Consider the following 19,573-nt stretch of genomic DNA (forward strand, 5'->3'; position numbering starts at 1 on the left):
GAGTGCGCCGATGTCTCCGACCTCTCCAAAAGCCTTCCCCGTCTCCTGGGATCAGTTTCACCGCGATGCGCGGGCGCTTGCGTGGCGTCTGGCTTCCGCAGGCCCGTTCGAGGCCATCGTCTGCATCACACGCGGCGGCCTCGTTCCGGCGGCCATCGTGGCGCGCGAGCTTGACGTGCGGCTCATCGAGAGCGTCTGCATCGCGAGCTATCACGACTACAAGAACCAGGGCGAGTTGCATGTGCTCAAAGACATCGCGCCCTCCATCAAGGCTCTCGGCGACGGCAAGGGGAAGGGCGTTCTCGTCATCGACGACCTGACCGACACCGGCAAGACGGCCAAGATCGTGCGCGACATGCTGCCGAACGCCCATTTCGCCGCCGTTTACGCCAAGCCCGCGGGACGTCCGGTGATCGATACTTTTGTCACGGAAGTGAGCCAGGATACGTGGATCTATTTCCCGTGGGATATGGGCCTCGCCTATCAGGCCCCGATCCGCGAGGGTTCGGCTGGCTGACAAAGCCCGTAAGGAGGAGACGCCGTGGCTGATTTCGATATCGCGCGCACGCGCAAAAGCCTGTTCAGCGCTCTCCTCGATGCCAGGGACACCTTTGGGCGCGACAAGATCGCGCTCGAGGATCTGGAACGCCAGCCGATCAGCTTCGGCCGCCTCGTGCTGGCCGCGCTGCTTCTCGGTCGTAAGTTGGCCGCTTTGACGAAAGAGCGCGAGCGTGTGGCGGTGCTGTTGCCGAACGTGCAGGGCATCGCGGTCACGCTCTTCGGGCTCAATGCCTTCGGGCGCGTTCCGGCGTTTCTGAACTTCACGGCGGGCCTGAAGAACCTGAAAGCCGCCTGCGAGCTGGCGCAGATCGAAACTATCGTGACCTCGCACCGCTTCGTCGAGCAGGGCAAGCTCGACGATATTGTTGCGGCTTTGGGTGAGGGGCGGCGGATCGTCTGGCTGGAAGAGGTGCGCGCCTCGATCACCAGTCTCGACAAGATTCGCGCCCTAGTGGAGAGCTGGTTCGCGCGGCGCGTCCATGCGCCGGCGGGCGTGCAGCCTGACGATCCCGCCGTCGTGCTCTTCACCTCCGGCTCGGAGGGCAAGCCGAAAGGCGTCGTGCTGTCCAACGCGAACCTCGTCGCCAATGCCTATCAGGTGAAGGCCCATGCGGGCGGCGTACTGACGCCGGACGACGTCTTCTTCAACCCGCTGCCGATCTTCCATTCCTTCGGCCTGACGGCGGGTCTGCTGACGGCGGTACTCAACGGCATGAAGAGCGTGCTCTATCCAAGCCCGCTTCATTATCGGCAAATTCCGAAGCTGATCGCCGGCACGCGCGCCACCATCGTGCTTGCCACCGACACCTTTCTCCAGGGCTATGCCCGCGCCGCCGACGAGAACGACTTGAAAAGCGTGCGCTACGTCATCGCCGGCGCCGAGCGCGTGAAGGAGGAAACGCGAAAGCTTTGGGGACGCTACGGCACCGTCATTCTGGAAGGATATGGCGCGACCGAATGCGCGCCTGTGCTCGCGGTCTCTCTCCCGGATAAAAACCGCGTCGGCTCGGTGGGGGCGTTCCTGCCGGGGATCGAGTGGCGGCTCGAGCCTGTCGAGGGCATCCACGAGGGCGGGCGGCTGCATGTACGCGGCCCGAACGTGATGAAGGGCTATCTCAGCCCCGAGCGTCCGGGCGGAATCGAGACTCCCACCGAGGGATGGCACGACACAGGCGATATCGTCGCCGTCGATGACGGGTTGATCACCATTCTCGGCCGCGCCAAGCGCTTCGCGAAGGTCGGCGGGGAAATGATCTCGCTCGCCGCTATCGAGGCGATGGTGCAGGGTCTGTGGCCCGACGCGAACCACGTGGTCGTCGCCTTGCCCGACCCGCGTAAGGGCGAGCAGATCGTTCTCGTCACCGAAAAGCCCGATGCGGACCGCGACGTGCTTCTGGCCCATGCGCGGGAGCAGGGCTTTCCGGAGCTTTGGGTTCCCAAGGCCATTCTGGTGTCGCCTCTTCCCGTTCTCGGCTCCGGCAAGGTGGACTACGCCGCCGCCGTGGAAATGGCGCGTCGGCTTCAGGCGATGCTTTAGGCTTGGCACAATCCCGCGCGTGCGGCGTTCTTATTGCGTACGGCATCCCCTGGCGGATCGACGTCATGAAGCACTTGAAATCCTGGGCGATCATCGTGGCCGTGACGGCCTTTGCGACCGGTGCACAGGCCCAGCGGCCCCTCACGACCGCCATGCCCTGCTTCCAGGCGCAGAGGATCGTAGCCTCGCGCGGTGCGGCGGTGCTCGGCACTGGCCCCTATACCTACGATCGCTTCGTACGGGACCTCTCGTTCTGCCAGGTCAACGAATATCTTCAGCCTGCCTGGGTGCCCGCGCGCGACACGCCTCAATGCTTTGTGGGGTATCGCTGCAAGACCGGCCCGCGCGAGTTGTTTGATTTCTGAAACTGACACGCCCTTATCGCAGTAAAGAGGCTCCCCAAAGCTTGGGAAGCCCATCGATTCTAGAAAAATCGTCTCAACTTAGACTTTCGAATGGGTTTCCCTAGGGGCATGGCGGCCGTCCCGTGTCGGAAGGTCTTCACAATTACTGTTGGAATTTTGACACACCTCTCGGTAGAAATCGCGAGAATTGCCCCATTTTGTCCTCTTTTTGGGCAAAACGCCCGCAACTTCGCCAAAACCGAGCTTGGCCGCGATTGCCTCCGATCCTGAGGTGGGTATTGTTACCTTAGGCATTGGAGGTACCACCTCCAGCGCAGCGAAATTTTTGGAGAATCCCAATGAAGCTCGTTAAGAGCCTAATGCTCGGATCGGTCGCGGGGCTTGCTGGTGTCGTCGGCGCTCAGGCTGCCGATTTGCCGGCGAAGAAGGCTGCTCCGGTTGAGTACGTGCGCGTCTGCACCACTTACGGTGAAGGCTTCTTCTACATTCCTGGCACGGAAACCTGCCTGCGCGCCGGTGGCCGCGTCCGCGCCGATTATGTGTATGCCCAGCCGTTCAACCGCGCGGATGATGCCTTCGGCTTCCGTGCTCGCGGCCGTATCCAGCTCGATGCCCGCACAGCGACCGCTTACGGGCTGCTGCGCACCTTCGTCCGCTTCGAGATCACCCGCGATTCCGGCACGCCGCTCTTCGCGACCGGCCGCATCGGCACCACGCCTGACGTCAACGAGGCCTTCATCCAGTTCGGCGGCCTGACCGCCGGTCGTGTGACGACCTTCTTCGACAACGGCGACTTGCCGACCGAGCACATGGGCACCCTGCGCTTCTCCGACTCGCCGGACGTGGACCTGCTCGCCTACACCTTCACCTTCGGCGACAACTGGTCGGCCACGATCTCGATCGAAGACGGTCTTGAGCGCCGCGACAACGGCCTTGTCGGCAGCCCGTTCGGCCTGGTCCCCGCTGGCCAGCGCATGCCCGACGTCGTCGCCAACGTGAAGTACACCGGTACCTGGGGTACGGCTCAGCTCTCCGGCGCGGTTCACCAGATCCGCAGCGCGGTCCTGACCAACGGCGTGTTCGTTTCGCCGATCCTCGGCTCGATCCCCGACACCGAATACGGCTTCGCCGTGCAGGGTAACGTCGGCGTCAACCTGCCGATGCTCGGCGCGGGCGATGCGGCCTGGGTCAACGTGGCCTATGCCAACGGCGCTCTCGGCTACATCACCGGCGGCTCGACCGATGGCCTCTCGACCGGCATCCTCAACGTCCTGCTCGTCGACGCGTTCGTGAACCCGACCACGGGCGATCTCAGCCGCGGCCGTGGCTGGTCGGTGGCCGGTGGCTACCGCCACTTCTGGACCCCGCAAATCCGTCAGGCGATCTTCGGCTCCTACGCCCGGTTCGACTACTCGGCGCAGGCTCGTGAGGTGGGCCTTCCGGACTTCACCGAAACCCGCCTCGGCACCAACATCTTCTGGACCCCGGTCAGCGGTCTCGACTTCGGCGCCGAAGTCATCTGGGTTCGCCTGGATCCCCATGGTCGCGTCGAGGGCCCGAACGGACGCCTCGTCAGCTCCGACCACGCTTGGGAAGGCCGCCTGCGCGTGCAGCGCGACTTCTAAGCGAAGTCTCACGACAACAATCGAAAAACCCCGGTGGCGACACCGGGGTTTTTCTTTTCATCGGCTATGGAAACGCGGATCAGGGCTTGAGGTGGGCCACCGCCCTTCATGGCCGCGCGATGTGCCACGCACCGGCGACACCATCGCCCGTCGCTTCGCCGGGCTTCGTGTCCTTGCTCCAGTGATAGACCGGCTTGCCCTGATATGCCCATTGCTTCGATCCATCGTCGCGGGCGATCACCGTCCAATGCCCGCTGCTCTTCGCGTCGGCGGCAGCGGCGAGAGGCGGCCAGTTCTGCGCGCACACGCCCGTGCAGTTCGATTTGCCCGCCGCGTCGCGGTCATAGACATAGAGGGTCATTCCCTTGGCAGCATCGACCAGGGCCTTGCCCTTGCTGGTCTCGCTTTCCTTTCCTTGAGCGAAAGCCGGCTGCGCGGCGAGAATTCCTCCCGCGATCGCGACGGCCACAAAACCGAATTTGAGCATCGATCCCTCCCGAGCGTGTCAGATCCCTTTTCAGAAATGTGCGACGCTGCGATTTGTGCCTCACCCATCCCTGGCCAAGAAGAAGTAGGAGGGAAGGGGGACGCGGAAAGATGTCCGGTCCTGTTCATCGGCAATTCAAGGGCCGGGCCTCACTCTCCCGCCGCACCAGTGATGAGACATGACAGGAGATGGTTGTGACGGGTGCATTCGACCGAAGAGGGTTTGTCGTCATCGCTCCCGCCCTGTTCGCGGGCGCGCTCGGCGGCTGCGCGGCCAGCGCCGACTTCACCTATGGCGAGTTCCAATACGGTCCCGGCTATCAGACCGAGCGGGTCTATGGGCGGCGGGTCTATGGCGACACCAGCCAGGGCCTCGCAAGCGAAGCCTGCCGGGGCGCTGTGCGGCGGCATGTGAATGCGTCCGGAGAGACCGTTGTCACCGACAACCGCGCCTGCGACCGGATGCCTTGAATGAAGGTCCTGAGCGAATGGGGCATGGCCGGAGTCGAGACGCTCCGGCAGCGGTCGATGTTCTCATCATCGTCGATACCCTGTCCTTCTCGACCGCCGTCGATGTGGCAGTCTCGCGAGGCGCCATCGTCTATCCGTTTTCGTACGGCGACCATAAGGCGGCGCAGGCCGAGGCGGATCGCGTCGGAGCCGTGCTCGCCCATCCCCGGCGGGCCGCTGGCGGACAGTTCAGCCTCTCGCCGGTCAGTCTCGCGGGCCTTTCTGCGAGGGCGAAGCTCGTTCTTCCATCCCCCAACGGCTCGCGCCTCTCCGCCGCATGCAATGGCATCCCAGCTCTCGCCGGTTGTCTGCGAAACGCGGACGCGGTCGCGAAAGCCGCTCGCGAGGTCGCGGGGAGCGGCATCATTGGCGTCGTGCCTGCCGGAGAGCGCTGGCCCGATGGAAGCTTACGCCCGGCCATCGAGGATCTGTTGGGCGCGGGCGCGATCATCGACCGGATCGCCTTGCCCTGTTCGCCGGAAGCGAAAGTTTTTCGCGACGCCTATCGCAGCGCGGGTCAAAGCCTCAACCGCCTCATCCGAGACTCGCTCTCAGGCCGCGAATTGACGGAAGCTGGCTATGTCGGGGATGTGGAAATCGCGCTGGAGCAGAACGTCAGCGCTTTCGCGCCACGGCTCATCGACGGCGCCTATCGCGCGGGCTGAAAACTCAATCCAAAATCTTGCGCATGAAGAAGCGCGGATAGATCGGCGGCGGGCCGTCGAGCTGGCCAAAAACCTCGAAGCCGAAGCGCTCATAGAACGGGCGGGCCTGGAAGCTGTAGGTGTCGAGCCACATGTGGTGGCACCCCCGCCACCGCGCCTCAGCCTCCGCCGCCTCCATCAGACGCGAGCCAACGCCCGTGCCGCGCATGATCTCCGGCACGATCAGCATGTCGATATGAAACCCACCCCATCGCGACTGCCCCCACAACCCGCCGATGGGCTCACCGGTTTCCGGGTGAGGGATGAGGACCGCAAAGTCATGATTGTCCGGCGCGCCGACCGTCTCAGTCGTAAACCGCCGCAGCTCCGCAAGGCCGGTGGCGTAGGCCTCGGAGGGTGGGGCGTCGGTTTCGATCAGGACTGAGGGGCTGTCCGGGTTCATCGTCGTATCTCTCGGCGCGAAGCGGCTGTGATTGGGTTGGAAATCTATGCGAGAGCCCTTGTGCCCTTCATGCATTGTGACTTCAATCCTACGGGACCGTAAGTTTCGCCTGTCAAAGTTCAGATAAGGCTTCGGCATTCGGCTACGGGATCACTTGGGGGCCTGTGATGACCTCAACCGCAACTATTCCAACAACAGAGACAAGGGCTGGGCCGAAGGGCATACGCGGGTGGATGCTTCTACCGGCTATTGGCACATTCTTAGGACCCCCTAGAGTTGCGAACAGCCTCTTCGACACTGTCCGGGCAGCTCGTGATGTGGGTGGCAACACAATGGTTGGCGCTGTCCTAGGCTTTGAAATTGTCGTAAGCACCGTTTTTCTCGGTCTTGCGCTTTGGCTGATCTATCTCCTCATCAAGCATCGACGCGCCTATCCAAAGCTATTCATTTGGACTCTCGCGGGTCAGTCGGCGTTTTTGGTGGTCGATTGCACAATTGCATTTATTGTATTCGATCTGCCCTTTGAGCCGGACGACTATAAGGCAATCTTCAAAAGCCTTCTCGTGTGTCTTGTTTGGATTCCCTACATGCTTCATTCAAAGCGCGTTCGGAACACGTTCATCAACTAGGCGCGACTGCACCGCCTCCGTCGCTTTTGTGCGGATGAAGGAGGCGATCGGATCAAACCGAGACAATTTGGAAATCTGTAAATGGTGCGGACGGCGGGGGTCGAACCCGCACGGGCTAGGCCCGAGGGATTTTAAGTCCCTTGCGTCTACCAGTTTCGCCACGTCCGCATTGGTGAAAGACGGTTATCGGGAGCGCCGGGCGAGCGCAAGCCCATCCTAGAGCTTGGTCATGTCTCTCTGAAACATGACTAAGCTCTCGTTTCCTTATTGCCGCATGATCCGGGCGAACAACCGGTGTCCACTTGTTCTGATCATGCTCCAAGACGGTCAGGCGGTGGGGCGGAAGTCGTAGAGCCAGGAATAGCGCTCGGTCATGCCCTCGGGGCCGAGGTGGCGCATGACCTGGTTGCGGCCGAAGGCCATAAGGCCGCCCATGTGATAGACGCGCCCGTTCTGGCGCGCCTCTCCTTGCACCTTTCGCACCCGGTCGAGGCGCTTTTCGGCATAAGTCGCAAACGCCTGTGGAATGCGCCCCGCATCGGTCATCAGGAGGGCGAGCGTTGCGGCGTCTTCGATAGCGAGCGCTGCGCCTTGCGCGAGGAAGGGCAGGACGGGGTGGGCTGCGTCGCCGAGAAGGGCGATGCGCCCCTTGACCAAAGTTGTCGCGGGCAAGTCGAAGAGCGACCAGCGCAGCCATTGCGAGGGCTGCGCGAGGAGTTTTTGCAGGGCAGGCGCGGCGGAAGCATAGTGCGATTGAAGCTCGCTGCCGTCGCCGGGCGCGGCCCAGCCTTCGACGGGCTCAGGCGCGCGCTCGATAGCGACGACATTGACGAGCCGCCCGCTCGCGACGGGATAGTGCACCACATGGCCACGCGGGCCGAGCCACAGGCCGGTCTCGTCTCCCGCGAGAGGGGCAGGCGCGGCGCTTCTGTCGAGAGTGGCGCGCCAGGCCACATAGCCGCGAAAGGCGGGGGAGGCGGTTTCTCCCAGCGCAGCGCGCACCTTCGACCACACGCCATCTGCGCCGATCACCGCATCGACGCTCAACGTTTCCCGCGCGCCGCCTTGGGTCGTCATGGTGACGCTAGCCGTAAAGGGGCCGTCGTGGACCTCCTCGACCTTGCGGCCGATCAGCAGGCGAATCGTGGGCGTGGAGCGCACCGCGTCGAGCAGGATGGTCTGAAGGTCCGCCCGGTGGATGACCCAATAGGGCGCGCCGAAACGGCTGCGCATGAAGGGGCCGAGCGCGACCTGTCCGATTTGCCGACCGGAGCGGATGCTGCGCACGACGACGCGCGCGGGCTCTGTGGCTGCGCGCCTCAGCGCGGCCCCGAGGCCGAGGTCGATCAGGATGCGGCTGGCATTGGGGGAGAGCTGCAGGCCGGCTCCGACTTCGCTGAAGCCGGTCCGGCGCTCGATGAGGGTGATCGCGTGACCTTGGCGGGCTAGGGCAAGGGCCGTCGTCAGCCCGCCGATGCCGGCGCCAACGACCGCGACCGAAAGCTCCGACATCTTACGCTGCCGGGGAGTCGGTCTCGTAATCGGGCGTCCACACGCAATCGGCCGGGCGGGATTCGCTCGCCTTCAGGGACGGGTCGTACTTGAACAGGGTCGAGCAATAGGAGCAGACGATCTCGTTGTCGGTGCCCATGTCCAGGAAGATATGCGGGTGATCGAACGGGGGCTTGGCCCCGATGCACATGAACTCCTTCGAGCCCACGTGAATGACGGAAACGCCCGGCTCGTTGTGGAAATGAGGAGTGCCTTTGTCAGCCATCGTCGGTGCTCGTCGTTCAGGAAATTTGCGCGCACCATAATGGCCGAAGGGCCATGCGCCTAGAGCAAAATCCGATCTGATGGGATCAGAGTCGAGGGCGGTATCCATTGCGGGGGAAAATGCTTTAGGGTGCGGTCGACTAAGGCCCCTTGGACCCTGCAACGACCTGAAAATCCCATGCGTTACTTCAATTCCGCCGGCGTCAGCATCGCCTATGTCGATGCCGCACCCGAGGAGGGGCACGGAGCCCCGATCCTGCTCATCCACGGCTTTGCCTCGAACTATGCGGTGAATTGGCTCAACACACTCTGGTTCAAGTCTCTCACCAAGGCGGGACACCGGGTCATCGCGCTCGACAATCGGGGGCATGGGGAGAGCGAGAAGCTCTACGATCCCGCGGCCTATGACTCCAATCTCATGGCGGGCGATGCCCTGCGGCTGCTCGATCATCTCGAGATCGAGCGGGCGGATGTGATGGGCTATTCCATGGGCGCGCGGATCACGGCCCATCTGGCGCTGATGGCGCCGGACAGGATGCGCTCCGCGATTCTCGGCGGCCTCGGCATCCATCTCATCGAGGGCGTCGGCCTGCCGCTCGGCATCGCGGATGCGATGGAGGTGCGTTCCCTCGACGACCTGACCGACCCGATGCAGCGCATGTTCCGCGCCTTCGCCGAACAGACGAAGAGCGATCTCAGGGCGCTTGCGGCCTGCATCCGCGGTTCGCGCCAGACGCTCACCGCAGAGCAGGTGGCGACCATCCGCGTGCCGACCCTGGTGGCGGTAGGAACGAACGACCCGATTGCGGGCTCGCCCCATGACCTCGCCAAGCTGATGCCCTGCGCGGAAGCGCTCGATATTCCGGGCCGCGATCACAACCTCGCGGTCGGCGACCGGGCGCACAAGCAGGGCGTGGTCGACTTTCTCGCTCGCAGGCCGTGACGCCTTGAGTTGATTTCGCATCCCCTCCTTCCAGTTCCGTTGGGGAGGGAGAGCGCGATGACCCGACTCGACAGTGCCATCCGGCGATTGACGGCGCAGCGGGACCTTTTGAATTGGGCCACGGACCAGATCGCGCCGAGCGGCCTCGTGCTGGAACTCGGTCTCGGCAACGGGCGAACGTACGATCATCTGCGAGCGCGACTGCCGGGGCGGGAGATCTATGTGTTCGAGCGCGCGCCCGCCGCCCATCCGGATTGCATCCCGCCTGCTCGCTATCTGATCGTCGGCGATCTTCTGGACACGCTGCCCGCCTTCATCGAACGGTTCGGGCCCGGCGCGGCGGCGCTCATCCACATTGACATCGGCACGGGCGACGAAACGCAAAACCGCAAGCTCGCCGCCCGCCTGGCGCCCTTGCTGGAACCCCTGCTGCAACTCGGCGGCCTGCTCGTCGCGGACAGGGCGTTTGCGATGCCTTCCTGCTCCGACATCTCCGCCGAGACGGGCATGGCGGCGGGGCGCTACTTCGTCTATCGCCGAAAGGGCAAGAGCGCGGCCGCGCCCACTCGCTTGGAGACTATCTCCCGATAAAGACCGGCGGGCGCTTTTCGAGAAAAGCGACACGGCCTTCCACCGCGTCTGCGCTGTCGAAGCACAGATCGGCGAGGGCGGCAGGGTCGCGTCCGGGCTTGGCGAGGCCGCTTGCCGCATCGATGGCAGCCTTGGCCGCCTGAATCGTCAGCGGCGCATTTTGGGCGATGTCGCGGGCGAGGGCGGTTGTCGTCGCTTCCAATTCCTCGTCCGGCACCAGCCTTTGCGCGACGCCGAGACGCTCGGCCTCTGCCGCGCCGATCCGCCGCGCGGTGTAGAAAAGATCCTTCGCCGCAGGTGCGCCGATGGCGGCGGTGATCATTCGCATCGCGCCGGGCGGATAACCGACGCCGAGCCGCGCCGCCGGAATGCCGAAGATCGCATTGTCCGACACGACGCGTAGATCGCAGGCAACCGCAAGGCCGAAGCCGCCGCCGAGGCAGAAGCTGCGGATCATCGCGATCACCGGCTTCGCGCAATGGGCGACCGCCCAGAAGGCGGCTTCGTTCTCCGCCTCGTAGCGCCGCCCACCTTCTGCATCCGCGCGATGCGTCTCGAATTCCGAGATGTCCGCGCCCGAGGCGAAGGCGCCATCGCCCGCGCCGCGCAAGATGATGCCCCGGACCTCGGCAGCCGCCTCCAGCGCCGTCATGATCGGCGGCAGGCTGCGCCACATCTCCAAATCGAAGGCGTTGCGCTTGGCCGGGTTGTCGATGGCAATCGTCGCGACCGCATCCTCGACGGAGACGCGAAGCTTCGGCGTGGGCGACGTATAAGCAAAGGTCATGGCTGGCCGGATCTAGAGTAACAGGCTCCACCTTCTTATTTATGTTAGTGCAATCGGCCTAGACCGGCAGGGAGACCGTCATGACACAGCCACGTAAGGCCGAAGCTTCAGGCTTCGTTGCCGGGACCGTCGATCCGGTGTGGGACCGGCTGCGCGCCGAGGCCGAGGCGATTGTGCGCGAGGAGCCCGCACTGGCTGGCTTCGTGCTGAGCGCCATTCTGCAGCAACCCAATCTCGAATCGGCGGTGATCCACCGCGTCGCGCTGCGCCTCGCGCACCCGTCGATGGGCGCCGATATCATCGAACAGACTTTTCATGAGGCCGTGGAGCAGGATCGCGGGATCGGTTCGGCCTTCCGCGCGGATCTGAGCGCCGTGCTCGACCGTGACCCTGCCACCACGCGGGTGATCGAGCCGCTGCTCTATTTCAAGGGCTTCCACGCCATCCAGACCCATCGCCTGGCCCATTGGCTCTGGCACCGCAAACGGCAGGATTTCGCGCTCTATCTTCAAAGCCGCTCGTCGGAAGTGTTCCAGACGGACATTCATCCCGCCGCCGTTGTTGGCCGCGGCATCTTCCTCGATCACGCCACCGGCCTCGTCGTCGGCTCGACGGCCGTCGTCGAGGACAACGTCTCGATCTTGCAGAACGTGACGCTCGGCGGCACCGGCAAGGAGAGGGGCGACCGGCACCCAAAAATCCGGCACGGCGTGCTTATCGGCGCGGGTGCGAAGATTTTGGGCAATATCGAAGTCGGCCATTGCGCGCGCATTGCCGCAGGCTCGGTGGTGCTCAAGCCCGTGCCGCACAATGCGACGGTTGCGGGCGTGCCCGCCAAGGTGATCGGCAGCGCGGGATGCGAGGAGCCCGCTCGCGCCATGGATCACTTCCTGTCCGAAGGGATCTGAGCGTAATAGTCTGACGCCGCTTGCCCCTGCGTTCGCGGCGTGGCAAGTGCTGCATCCGCGACATTAAGGAAAGGGTTTGCCGTGGATAAAACGGAGATGGCGAAAGTCGAGCGTTACCTGCGCCAGACTTTTGCGAACCACTCGATCCGCGTGGTCGGTCGTCCCAAGAAGACCGACTCGGCGGAAGTTTATATCGGTGAGGAATTCGTCGGCGTCCTGTTCGTGGACGACGAGGACGGAGACCGCTCCTTCAACTTCACCATGGCGATCCTCGACACGGATCTCGAGGACTGATCGGACCTCGCAGCAGAGTTCATTTTAGCGAATCCTGCTGCGCCTCCCTCCCAACGATTGGCCGCCGCCATGCCGGTATATAGCCTCGACGAGATCGCTCCGATCCTGCCGGAACCCGGCCGTTTCTGGATTGCGCCGGATGCACATGTGATCGGCCGCGTCCGCCTTGGGGATGATGTCGGGGTCTGGTTCGGCGCTGTCCTGCGCGGCGACAACGAACTCATCGACATCGGTGCCGGGACGAACATTCAGGAAGGGGCGGTGCTCCACACCGACAAGGGCGTGCCCTTGAGCGTGGGGGAGGGCTGCACCATCGGGCACAGGGCCATCCTTCACGGCTGTACGGTGGGCGACAATTCGCTGATCGGGATGGGCGCGACGGTGCTCAACAATGCCCGCATCGGCTCGAATTGCGTCGTCGGCGCGAACGCGCTCGTGACCGAGGGCAAGGAATTTCCCGACAATTCGCTGATCGTCGGCGCACCCGCACGGGCGATCAGGGTGCTGGATGAGGCCGCTATCGAGCGGCTGCGATGGTCGGCGCGGCACTATGTCGAGAACTGGCGCCGCTTCGCAAAAGGAATGAAGCGGGTCGATTGACCCGCTTCACGTCATCTTCAGATCGGGAAAGTTTAGCGGTTCTTCGCAGTGACGGTCGGGGAGGTGACGCCGCCGAGCGAGACCCATGCGGTCGAGGTCTGGCTTTCCTGCTTCACATAGACGTAGCCGGTCCGCTCCCACGACAACACCGCGTTGCGCTTGTTGTCGAGGACGTAATCGCCCTTGCTGGTCTTGAGCATGAGAACGGCATGGCCTTCGCCCAGCTCGTCGATCACGACGGTCATGCGCATGGCGCGGCGGGGCAACCCCTTTTCCGCGAGGAGCTTGCGCTTGAGGAGCTGATAGTCCTCGCAGTCGCCCTTGCCGTCGGTCGGCAGGCTCCACTTATCGACAACGCCCCAATGGTCCATGTCCGTGACCGGCTTGATGGTCGTGTTCACGTGCTGGTTGACCGAGACGATCGTCTTCCAGATCTCAGGAGTCATCTCGATGGTCGAGGCCTCCGACGTGTCGACCGCGCATTCGCCCGGATAGTCACGGCAGAACTCCACCCAACCCTGGATCGGCTTGGCCGAACCGGCGGTCCGGATCACATGTCCGGCCTTGGGAAGAGAGCCCGTTGTGGTCTGTGCCTGAGAGGCCGATCCAAGGAAAACCAGCGAAAGGCCAATGAAAGCGGTCTTAACAATTTTGGAAGCGAAACGAGCGTTCGCGCCAGAAAGATCGAAGTTCTTAATAAGAGCCATGCCCCACACTCAGTTGGTTAATGTTCTTTTAACCAAACTGACACGGCTGGAATTACGGCTCAAGCCAAAAGTAAAGGATGAGTTAACGCGTCGCGGGTGGGACTAGTTCCATTAAGGTTAACGAAATTATTCATCCAGAATTTACGCCTACTGACCTTCCCTTTAGTCATATCTTTCACTGCAACGCGGAGGAGGGAGCAGCACGCCGGACTCGACCTCGGCAGGCAAACAACGGTAACTCAGTCGAGCTTTTCCGAAACGCGGTCGATTGCCGCCACACGCGCAACCGGCTCTTCAAGAAGTGCTTTCATGTCGCTCAATCCATCCGGATCGTCCCGCGAGCCCATTTTCAACCTCCCGACCTCGATCTTCCTCAGCGTTCTGGTTCTCGTCGGCATTCACGCGCTGCGGCTGCTTTTGTCGGAGGAGACGGATTTCCAACTGCTGATCGACTGGGCGGTCATCCCGGCCCGCTGGTCGGTGGAATATGGCGGCGTTCAGTCCGACGAGGTTTTGAGCGCCCTGCAGCAGGGTTCATCGGAGCAGGCGATCTCGCCCCTTCACGCGCTGGCGCAATATATCTTGGCGCAGAATGAGGGGAGACCCTGGACGGCGCTGTCTTATGCCTTCCTCCATGGCTCCTGGGCGCATGTGATCATCAATTCGATCTGGCTTGCCGCCTTCGGCACGCCGGTGGCGCGGCGATGCGGCGCGGGCCGTTTCCTCCTGCTGTGCGCCGCTGCGGCTATTGGTGGCGCGATCCTCTATGCCTTCATGAACCCTTTGCAGATCTTGCCGATGATTGGCGCGTCGGCGGCGGTGTCGGGGCTGATGGCGGCGGCGTCCTGGTTCATCTTTGCGCCCGTGGACTGGCTGCCCGAAGGCCGTCCGACGCAGCCCCATGAACGCCCTCGCGAGCCGCTTCTCGAAATGCTGCGCAACAGGCAGGTTCTGGTCTTCCTCGGTTTCTGGTTCGCGGCGAACTATATCTTCGCCTTCGTCCAGCCCATCGGCATCACGGATGCCAGCATCGCGTGGGAGGCCCATATCGGCGGTTTCCTGGTCGGACTCGTCCTTTTCCCCTTGATCGATCCCATTCCAGCGAGGCGCGGCGGTCTCACGCCTTGAAACGGAAGCCGTTTCGCTCAATCATCGTCTGACTGACGGAGGGTCACCATCCCGTCGTCTCGGGATGTGGAACCCGTCTTCTGCGGAAGCGAAGGGTGAAAGGTCTTCGCCGCCGCGTAACGGAGGGGACTATGGACGTCGATACCATCCTGTCGATCAAAGGCCGCCGCGTCGCGACGATAGAGCCGAGCCGGACCCTTGCCGAGGCGGCGAGGGCGCTGTCGGACATGAAGATCGGCGCGCTCCTCGTCAGCGACGGCAATCACCCGGTGGTCGGCATCATTTCGGAGCGCGACATCGTGCGCGCGGTTGCGGCCCACGGCTCGGGCGCGCTGGATCAGGCGATTTCGTTCTTCATGACCGAAAAAGTCGTGACCTGCACCGGCCGCACGGCGGTGACGGCCGTGATGGAAGCGATGACCGAGGGCAAATTCCGCCACATCCCGGTGCTCGAACACGGAGAGGTCGCCGGCATCGTCTCCATCGGCGACGTGGTGAAGCACCGGCTGGCGGAGATCGAAGCCGAGGCGCAGGCGATCAAGGACTACATCGCCACCGCCTAGAGCATGATCAGAGCAAGTGGAAACCTGTTGCTCGCCCGGATCATACGGCAATAACGAATCGAGAGCTTGATCATGTTTCAAAGAGACATGATCAAGGTTCTCGATCATACCATCTGGCTGTCGCGGATGAGTTCCATGAGATCGGGCAGGGCGCGCTCGGTGGCCTGCCGCCCCAGCGCGATGCACTCTTCCGCGCGGTGAAACTCGAACAACCCCATCTTCGCGAGCTTAGGCGAGATCATCAGGTCCGGCGGGTCGCCCGCCAGCCGTGACCGGGCGATGCGGTCCTGCGTGATGTTGAACGCATCGACCATGACGGTAGCGAAGCCGGGGGCATTCGGGCGACGCGGCTTCTCGCTCCAGGAGGAGGGCAGAAAGCCCCAACGCTTCGGCGTCTCGATGGCTTCCTCGATTTCGAGTTCGTCGTCGCCACCTGCCTCGTAGGATTGGATCACGGTGCCGCGGAGGCGGATTTCACCGTTCAGGTTGACGCAGATCACGATGTCAGCGCCGAGCGCGCGAGCCGCCGTGATCGGAATGGGGTTGACCAGTGCGCCGTCCATCAACCACCGCCCGCCGACCAGAACCGGGTTGAAGATGCCGGGCAGCGCGTAAGACGCGCGCATGGCCTGAACCAACTGGCCGCGCGTCAGCCACAGTTCATGGCCGCTCGAGAGTTCGGTCGCGATGGTGCAGAACTTAATGGGTAGGGTTTCGACCCGCAGGTCCGTGAGGTCCTGATCGAGCAAACGCGCGAGACGTCCGCCCGCGATGAGCCCGGCTCCGGTGATGTGAAAGTCGAGAAGGCCCATGACCCGGCGCTTGGTGAGGGATCGGGCGAAGGATTCGAGCGCGTCGAGTTTGCCTGCGGCATAACAGCCGCCGACTACAGCTCCTATGGAACAGCCGGCGATCACGTCGGGCACGATGCCCGCCTCTGCCAGCACCCGCATCACGCCGATATGCGACCAGCCCCGCGCCGCGCCGCCGCCAAGAGCCAGACCGATCTTCACTTTCGTGCGCAGTTCGCGCTCGGGCGGGGCATTCATACCCTTTGGTCCTCCATCATCCCCCGATCCGGCGTGCCACCGGGCGATGCCGTCCCAAAACATGACTGAACTCCGAGACCTCGACTTTCATGACATCATCATGTGAAAGTCGAATGAATAACGCATCAGCCTTGCGAGCGGCCTCACGCCTCGACGGTGGATGGGCGTAAGGCCCGCCGCGACATGAGAATGATCGTCAGGGAGCAGAGAATAAGCAAGCCCAGGGTCGCGCGCAGGCCGATCAGATCGCCGCTGAAGCCGATGAGGGGCGGCCCCATGAGCAGGCCGCCATAACCCAAGGTCGCCACCATCGCGACGCCCATGCTGGGCGGCACGCCCTCGGTCTGGCCGGCGGCGCTGAACAGCACGGGGACGGTATTGGCAAGACCGAGGCCCACCAGGCCGAAGCCGAGTGTCGCGGCGAGAGGCTCCGGCATCGTCACGGCCAGCGTGAGACCCAGCGCCGCGAGCAGCCCGCCCAGGCGCAGGGTTTGGATGCGCCCGAGGCGACGGACCATGAAATCACCTGTGAAGCGGCAGACCGTCATGGTGAGAGAAAAGGCGGCAAAGCCCGTCACGGCGGCTTCGAGGGACGCGCCCGCGACCGACTTGAGATAGATCGCCGTCCAATCCACCATCGCGCCCTCCACCAGGAAGCAGAGCAGGGTGAGGCCGGCGAGGCCGAGGATCGCTTCGCGTGGCCATGCGAAGCTATGGCCTGCGTGCGCGCCCTTGGCATCGTCGAGGGTCCAGAAGGACACGGTGAGAAAAATCGCGCCCATGCCCACGCAGGAGATGAGCAGTGTCGAAGAAATGTCGAAGCCCGCGACGATGAGGAGCCCGGACGCGCTCGCTCCCGCCAAACCGCCGAGGCTGAAGAAGGCGTGGAACGAGGACATGATCGCCCCGTTCCAGGCACGCTCGACCACGGTCGCGTTGGTGTTCATGGATACGTCCATGGCGCCGTTGCTCGCGCCCGCGATCAGCGCCGCCGCAACGAGAGTAGGCAGGCTCGGCGCAAGGCCGGGCAGCAGCAGCGTCGCAGCAAAGGCGAAGGCCGCGACGAGAACCGTCGTGCGGCTGCCGATACGGGCCGCGAACCAGCCGACGACGGGCATGAGAACGATCGCCCCGAGCGCGAAGGCGAGGAGTGCAAAGCTCAACTCCCCGTCCGACAGTCCGAGCGATGCCTTGAAGCGCGGCAACTGCGCCGCCCAGGTGCCGATGCCGAAGCCATTGCCGAAGAAGATGGCGCTCGTCGCCACCCGCGCTAGGAGGAGGTTACGGTGTGTCATGCGGCGGCCATAGCAGGCCGATTCTGAACGATTACCTTCCCAGAATCGGACGTCTCCCTCCGGAGAAAGAGTCCGCTCTCAAACGAAAGCAAGACCAGCCTTGCCCTCGGATGTTTCCACTTTGCGATAGAAGCAGGAGCGTCGGCCGGTGTGGCAGCAACCGCCGTCGCCCGCAACCTTGACCTTGAGCCACAGAGCGTCCTGGTCGCAGTCGATCCGCATTTCGACGACGGTCTGGATCTGCCCGCTCGTCGCGCCCTTATGCCAAAGCTCGCTGCGCGAGCGCGACCAATACCAGGCCTCGCCGGTCTCGATGGTCTTGGCGAAGGCTTCCGCGTTCATGTGCGCGACCATCAGCAAGTCACCGGTGTCGGAATCGGTCGTGACGACGGTGATGAGCCCATCCGCGCCGAAGCGCGGCGTCAGAACCGTTCCCTCCTCCAGATCGGCCTTTGCGCCGGGAGCAGGGAAAGGATGGCACGTGCACATGAAATGAGCCTCGATAAGAGCCGGAAGAAGGAGAGGGACCTTACACCTTTCCGTGCCGGACGAGCGACAGAAAGCGCGCCTGTTCGGTCGCATTGTCCTTGAACGCGCCTGTGAACTGGCTCGTCAATGTGATCGCACCCGCTTTCTGCACGCCGCGCATGGACATGCACATGTGTTCGGCCTCGATCATCACGGCGACGCCGCGCGGCTCGAGAGCCTCTTCAAGGGCGGTCGCGATCTGGGCCGTCATGGTCTCCTGCGTCTGGAGCCGGCGCGCATAGACCTCCACGAGACGTGCGAGCTTCGACAGGCCGACGATACCCTTTGTCGGGTAGTAGCCGATATGCGCGACGCCGTGGAACGGCACCATGTGATGTTCACAGTGGGAGTAGAACGGGATGTCGCGCACCAGCACGATGTCCTCGTAGCCCTCGACCTCCTTGAAGATCTTGTTCAGGACCTCGTGCGGGTCGTCCTTGTAACCGGAATAGAGCTCCTTGAACGCCTTGGCGACGCGCTTGGGCGTCTCGTGCAGGCCCTCACGGTCTGGGTCGTCCCCGGCCCAGCGGATGAGGGTGCGAACGGCGGCTTCCGCCTCTTCGCGGGTCGGACGGTCGACAGGCTTGTCTGCGGCTGGAGCCAGGCGCTTGGACAAGGACTTAACCACATTATCCATGTGGAGCCTTTCTTTGACTGTAACGGGACCTTTCGGCCTCCGGCGTTTTCTTCCCTTAACCCCGCGAACGCGCTCTGGACGCATTCGCTCGCGGAGTTGTGCCATTATGCTTATATCGGGAGTGTGACGTTGTCTTTCACCTGTTTATCCGATGCTGAACGAGATCTATAGTCGCCGTATTCTGGAATTGGCCGCCGATATCCCGCATCTGGGGCGTCTGGCGGAGGCGGATGCCTCCGCGACGGCGCGTTCCAAGCTGTGCGGTTCGGTCGTGACGGTCGATCTCAAGCTCGACGGCGACGTGGTCACGGCCTTCGCGCATGAGGTGAAAGCCTGTGCGCTCGGCCAGGCCTCGTCCTCCATCATGGGACGCAATGTTTTGGGTTCGACGGCTGAGGAGCTGCGCGCCCTGCGGGATGTCGCCCGCGCCATGCTGAAGGAAAGCGGCGCTCCGCCCACCGGCAAATGGGCCGACCTTCAGGTGCTGGAGCCGGTGCGGGAGTATAAGGCCCGCCACGCTTCGGTTCTCCTGACCTTCGATGCGGTCGTCGATGCGCTCGACCAGATCGAGGCGCGGCGAAACGGGGGAGCCTGACGAATGCCGAGCCCTGTCCGGCAGGCGGCGCATTTCGCGATCCGGGGCTATCAGCTGACGCTGTCGGGCCTCGTCGGCCGCCAGTGCCGCCATCTGCCGTCCTGCTCCGAATACACGGATGAGGCGATCCAGCGGCATGGTTTCTGGGCCGGGGGCTGGATGGGCGTGGCGCGGATCTGCCGCTGTGGTCCCTTCGGCACGTCGGGGCTCGACATCGTGCCTGAAACATTGCCCGAACGGGCCGCCTGGTATAAGCCCTGGGCTTATGGTCGCTGGCGGGGCACGAACGCCCCCGCGATCACCTGCGAAGCCGTCGAACCTGACGAGCGTCGCACTTCCTAAAAACCCCGAT

General features: G+C 63.5%; 26 protein-coding genes and 1 tRNA gene. 16 read left to right on the top strand and 11 right to left on the bottom strand.

All coding sequences use genetic code 11. The features are described from left to right. Positions 1-10: 10 nt before the first annotated feature. The 4 genes from gpt to HB375_RS08130 all read left to right on the top strand — a co-directional run bounded on the left by gpt (position 11) and on the right by HB375_RS08130 (position 4,088). Positions 11-517, top strand: a complete 507-nt coding sequence (gene gpt / locus HB375_RS08115; protein WP_167672448.1) for a xanthine phosphoribosyltransferase — start codon at positions 11-13, stop codon at positions 515-517. 24 nt (positions 518-541) lie between these two features. Beyond that, positions 542-2,098 carry an AMP-binding protein gene (locus HB375_RS08120; protein WP_167672449.1) on the top strand — a complete coding sequence of 519 codons (1,557 nt, stop codon included), beginning with the start codon at positions 542-544 and terminating at the stop codon, positions 2,096-2,098. Positions 2,099-2,163: 65 nt separating this feature from the next. Further along, on the top strand, positions 2,164-2,463 hold the full coding sequence (locus HB375_RS08125; RefSeq protein WP_167672450.1) for a hypothetical protein: 300 nt from the start codon (positions 2,164-2,166) through the stop codon (positions 2,461-2,463). A 338-nt stretch (positions 2,464-2,801) separates the two neighbouring features. Next, positions 2,802-4,088, top strand: a complete 1,287-nt coding sequence (locus tag HB375_RS08130; RefSeq protein ID WP_167672451.1) for a porin — start codon at positions 2,802-2,804, stop codon at positions 4,086-4,088. Positions 4,089-4,194: 106 nt separating this feature from the next. Here the strand turns inward: HB375_RS08130 and HB375_RS08135 are convergent, their stop codons facing one another. Beyond that, positions 4,195-4,575, bottom strand: a complete 381-nt coding sequence (locus tag HB375_RS08135) for a COG4315 family predicted lipoprotein (protein ID WP_167672452.1) — start codon at positions 4,573-4,575, stop codon at positions 4,195-4,197. A 194-nt stretch (positions 4,576-4,769) separates the two neighbouring features. On the opposite strand from HB375_RS08135, the gene HB375_RS08140 reads away from it, so the two are divergent. Beyond that, a complete protein-coding gene (locus HB375_RS08140; protein WP_167672453.1) occupies positions 4,770-5,045 on the top strand; it encodes a hypothetical protein in 276 nt (91 codons plus the stop codon). Next, positions 5,042-5,749: a 2-phosphosulfolactate phosphatase gene (locus HB375_RS08145; RefSeq protein ID WP_205800090.1), complete on the top strand. Its 708-nt coding sequence runs from the start codon at positions 5,042-5,044 to the stop codon at positions 5,747-5,749. The genes HB375_RS08140 and HB375_RS08145 overlap by 4 nt, the downstream gene beginning before the upstream one ends. A 4-nt stretch (positions 5,750-5,753) precedes the next feature. On the opposite strand, the gene HB375_RS08150 is transcribed toward HB375_RS08145, so the two are convergent. Further along, positions 5,754-6,191, bottom strand: a complete 438-nt coding sequence (locus HB375_RS08150) for a GNAT family N-acetyltransferase (RefSeq protein ID WP_167672454.1) — start codon at positions 6,189-6,191, stop codon at positions 5,754-5,756. Between the two features lie 167 nt (positions 6,192-6,358). Here HB375_RS08150 and HB375_RS18580 point away from each other — a divergent pair, with 167 nt between their 5' ends. Next, on the top strand, positions 6,359-6,820 hold the full coding sequence (locus HB375_RS18580; RefSeq protein WP_167672455.1) for a DUF2569 domain-containing protein: 462 nt from the start codon (positions 6,359-6,361) through the stop codon (positions 6,818-6,820). An 82-nt stretch (positions 6,821-6,902) separates the two neighbouring features. On the opposite strand, the gene HB375_RS08160 is transcribed toward HB375_RS18580, so the two are convergent. From HB375_RS08160 to HB375_RS08170, 3 genes are all read right to left on the bottom strand, one after another. Further along, a tRNA-Leu gene (locus HB375_RS08160) sits at positions 6,903-6,988 on the bottom strand. 159 nt (positions 6,989-7,147) lie between these two features. After that, entirely contained in the window at positions 7,148-8,332 is a 1,185-nt protein-coding gene (locus tag HB375_RS08165) for an FAD-dependent oxidoreductase (protein WP_167672456.1), read from the bottom strand. 1 nt (position 8,333) lies between these two features. Then, entirely contained in the window at positions 8,334-8,597 is a 264-nt protein-coding gene (locus HB375_RS08170; protein ID WP_167672457.1) for a zinc-finger domain-containing protein, read from the bottom strand. Positions 8,598-8,774: 177 nt separating this feature from the next. On the opposite strand from HB375_RS08170, the gene HB375_RS08175 reads away from it, so the two are divergent. Beyond that, a complete protein-coding gene (locus tag HB375_RS08175; protein WP_167672458.1) occupies positions 8,775-9,539 on the top strand; it encodes an alpha/beta fold hydrolase in 765 nt (254 codons plus the stop codon). 57 nt (positions 9,540-9,596) lie between these two features. Continuing rightward, on the top strand, positions 9,597-10,130 hold the full coding sequence (locus tag HB375_RS08180) for a class I SAM-dependent methyltransferase (protein WP_167672459.1): 534 nt from the start codon (positions 9,597-9,599) through the stop codon (positions 10,128-10,130). Here the strand turns inward: HB375_RS08180 and HB375_RS08185 are convergent. Beyond that, positions 10,117-10,917 (bottom strand): enoyl-CoA hydratase, encoded by an 801-nt coding sequence (locus HB375_RS08185; protein WP_167672460.1) that lies wholly within the window; start codon positions 10,915-10,917, stop codon positions 10,117-10,119. The two genes, HB375_RS08180 and HB375_RS08185, sit on opposite strands and share 14 nt — an antisense overlap. Positions 10,918-10,997: 80 nt before the next feature. Here HB375_RS08185 and cysE point away from each other — a divergent pair, with 80 nt between their 5' ends. The 3 genes from cysE to HB375_RS08200 all read left to right on the top strand — a co-directional run bounded on the left by cysE (position 10,998) and on the right by HB375_RS08200 (position 12,719). Beyond that, a complete protein-coding gene (gene cysE / locus HB375_RS08190) occupies positions 10,998-11,825 on the top strand; it encodes a serine O-acetyltransferase (protein ID WP_167672461.1) in 828 nt (275 codons plus the stop codon). Between the two features lie 81 nt (positions 11,826-11,906). Further along, positions 11,907-12,119 carry a DUF3126 family protein gene (locus tag HB375_RS08195; RefSeq protein ID WP_027315475.1) on the top strand — a complete coding sequence of 71 codons (213 nt, stop codon included), beginning with the start codon at positions 11,907-11,909 and terminating at the stop codon, positions 12,117-12,119. 69 nt (positions 12,120-12,188) lie between these two features. Next, positions 12,189-12,719, top strand: coding sequence for a gamma carbonic anhydrase family protein (locus HB375_RS08200; protein WP_167672462.1), 531 nt, complete (start codon positions 12,189-12,191; stop codon positions 12,717-12,719). Positions 12,720-12,751: 32 nt separating this feature from the next. On the opposite strand, the gene HB375_RS08205 is transcribed toward HB375_RS08200, so the two are convergent. Beyond that, positions 12,752-13,426, bottom strand: a complete 675-nt coding sequence (locus HB375_RS08205; protein WP_167672463.1) for a transglutaminase-like cysteine peptidase — start codon at positions 13,424-13,426, stop codon at positions 12,752-12,754. A gap of 309 nt (positions 13,427-13,735) precedes the next feature. On the opposite strand from HB375_RS08205, the gene HB375_RS08210 reads away from it, so the two are divergent. Together HB375_RS08210 and HB375_RS08215 are read left to right on the top strand one after the other, a co-directional pair. After that, entirely contained in the window at positions 13,736-14,554 is an 819-nt protein-coding gene (locus tag HB375_RS08210) for a rhomboid family intramembrane serine protease (RefSeq protein WP_167672464.1), read from the top strand. A gap of 131 nt (positions 14,555-14,685) precedes the next feature. Continuing rightward, positions 14,686-15,117: a CBS domain-containing protein gene (locus HB375_RS08215; protein ID WP_167672465.1), complete on the top strand. Its 432-nt coding sequence runs from the start codon at positions 14,686-14,688 to the stop codon at positions 15,115-15,117. Between the two features lie 104 nt (positions 15,118-15,221). Here HB375_RS08215 and HB375_RS08220 read toward each other — a convergent pair whose 3' ends face one another. The 4 genes from HB375_RS08220 to folE form a co-directional block, all read right to left on the bottom strand. Further along, positions 15,222-16,229, bottom strand: coding sequence for a patatin-like phospholipase family protein (locus tag HB375_RS08220; RefSeq protein WP_167672466.1), 1,008 nt, complete (start codon positions 16,227-16,229; stop codon positions 15,222-15,224). Between the two features lie 80 nt (positions 16,230-16,309). Continuing rightward, positions 16,310-17,461 (bottom strand): MFS transporter, encoded by a 1,152-nt coding sequence (locus HB375_RS08225; protein ID WP_167672467.1) that lies wholly within the window; start codon positions 17,459-17,461, stop codon positions 16,310-16,312. A 78-nt stretch (positions 17,462-17,539) separates the two neighbouring features. Beyond that, positions 17,540-17,950, bottom strand: coding sequence for a phosphoribosyl-AMP cyclohydrolase (hisI, locus tag HB375_RS08230; RefSeq protein WP_167672468.1), 411 nt, complete (start codon positions 17,948-17,950; stop codon positions 17,540-17,542). A gap of 40 nt (positions 17,951-17,990) precedes the next feature. Further along, positions 17,991-18,626: a GTP cyclohydrolase I FolE gene (folE, locus tag HB375_RS08235; RefSeq protein ID WP_167672469.1), complete on the bottom strand. Its 636-nt coding sequence runs from the start codon at positions 18,624-18,626 to the stop codon at positions 17,991-17,993. A gap of 151 nt (positions 18,627-18,777) precedes the next feature. Between folE and HB375_RS08240 the strand changes: the two genes are divergently transcribed. Together HB375_RS08240 and yidD are read left to right on the top strand one after the other, a co-directional pair. Further along, a complete protein-coding gene (locus HB375_RS08240; protein ID WP_167672470.1) occupies positions 18,778-19,221 on the top strand; it encodes an iron-sulfur cluster assembly scaffold protein in 444 nt (147 codons plus the stop codon). Positions 19,222-19,224: 3 nt separating this feature from the next. Further along, on the top strand, positions 19,225-19,563 hold the full coding sequence (gene yidD / locus HB375_RS08245; RefSeq protein ID WP_167672471.1) for a membrane protein insertion efficiency factor YidD: 339 nt from the start codon (positions 19,225-19,227) through the stop codon (positions 19,561-19,563). Positions 19,564-19,573: the final 10 nt, after the last annotated feature.

The organism is Microvirga terricola (assembly GCF_011777495.1).
In the GTDB taxonomy this organism is placed as follows: Bacteria; Pseudomonadota; Alphaproteobacteria; order Rhizobiales; family Beijerinckiaceae; genus Microvirga; species Microvirga terricola.

Bases quoted from the DNA above. Each gene is read 5' to 3' on its own strand.
- HB375_RS08175 (WP_167672458.1), top strand. From the start codon at position 8,775: ATGCGTTACTTCAATTCCGCCGGCGTCAGCATCGCCTATGTCGATGCC.
- HB375_RS08215 (WP_167672465.1), top strand. From the start codon at position 14,686: ATGGACGTCGATACCATCCTGTCGATCAAAGGCCGCCGCGTCGCGACG.
- HB375_RS08150 (WP_167672454.1), bottom strand. From the start codon at position 6,191: ATGAACCCGGACAGCCCCTCAGTCCTGATCGAAACCGACGCCCCACCC.
- HB375_RS08125 (WP_167672450.1), top strand. From the start codon at position 2,164: ATGAAGCACTTGAAATCCTGGGCGATCATCGTGGCCGTGACGGCCTTT.
- hisI (WP_167672468.1), bottom strand. From the start codon at position 17,950: ATGTGCACGTGCCATCCTTTCCCTGCTCCCGGCGCAAAGGCCGATCTG.
- HB375_RS08135 (WP_167672452.1), bottom strand. From the start codon at position 4,575: ATGCTCAAATTCGGTTTTGTGGCCGTCGCGATCGCGGGAGGAATTCTC.
- cysE (WP_167672461.1), top strand. From the start codon at position 10,998: ATGACACAGCCACGTAAGGCCGAAGCTTCAGGCTTCGTTGCCGGGACC.
- HB375_RS08225 (WP_167672467.1), bottom strand. From the start codon at position 17,461: ATGACACACCGTAACCTCCTCCTAGCGCGGGTGGCGACGAGCGCCATC.
- HB375_RS08205 (WP_167672463.1), bottom strand. From the start codon at position 13,426: ATGGCTCTTATTAAGAACTTCGATCTTTCTGGCGCGAACGCTCGTTTC.
- HB375_RS08130 (WP_167672451.1), top strand. From the start codon at position 2,802: ATGAAGCTCGTTAAGAGCCTAATGCTCGGATCGGTCGCGGGGCTTGCT.
- gpt (WP_167672448.1), top strand. From the start codon at position 11: ATGTCTCCGACCTCTCCAAAAGCCTTCCCCGTCTCCTGGGATCAGTTT.
- HB375_RS08180 (WP_167672459.1), top strand. From the start codon at position 9,597: ATGACCCGACTCGACAGTGCCATCCGGCGATTGACGGCGCAGCGGGAC.
- HB375_RS08220 (WP_167672466.1), bottom strand. From the start codon at position 16,229: ATGTTTTGGGACGGCATCGCCCGGTGGCACGCCGGATCGGGGGATGAT.
- yidD (WP_167672471.1), top strand. From the start codon at position 19,225: ATGCCGAGCCCTGTCCGGCAGGCGGCGCATTTCGCGATCCGGGGCTAT.
- HB375_RS08185 (WP_167672460.1), bottom strand. From the start codon at position 10,917: ATGACCTTTGCTTATACGTCGCCCACGCCGAAGCTTCGCGTCTCCGTC.
- HB375_RS18580 (WP_167672455.1), top strand. From the start codon at position 6,359: ATGACCTCAACCGCAACTATTCCAACAACAGAGACAAGGGCTGGGCCG.
- HB375_RS08200 (WP_167672462.1), top strand. From the start codon at position 12,189: ATGCCGGTATATAGCCTCGACGAGATCGCTCCGATCCTGCCGGAACCC.
- HB375_RS08210 (WP_167672464.1), top strand. From the start codon at position 13,736: ATGTCGCTCAATCCATCCGGATCGTCCCGCGAGCCCATTTTCAACCTC.
- folE (WP_167672469.1), bottom strand. From the start codon at position 18,626: ATGGATAATGTGGTTAAGTCCTTGTCCAAGCGCCTGGCTCCAGCCGCA.
- HB375_RS08165 (WP_167672456.1), bottom strand. From the start codon at position 8,332: ATGTCGGAGCTTTCGGTCGCGGTCGTTGGCGCCGGCATCGGCGGGCTG.
- HB375_RS08170 (WP_167672457.1), bottom strand. From the start codon at position 8,597: ATGGCTGACAAAGGCACTCCTCATTTCCACAACGAGCCGGGCGTTTCC.
- HB375_RS08240 (WP_167672470.1), top strand. From the start codon at position 18,778: ATGCTGAACGAGATCTATAGTCGCCGTATTCTGGAATTGGCCGCCGAT.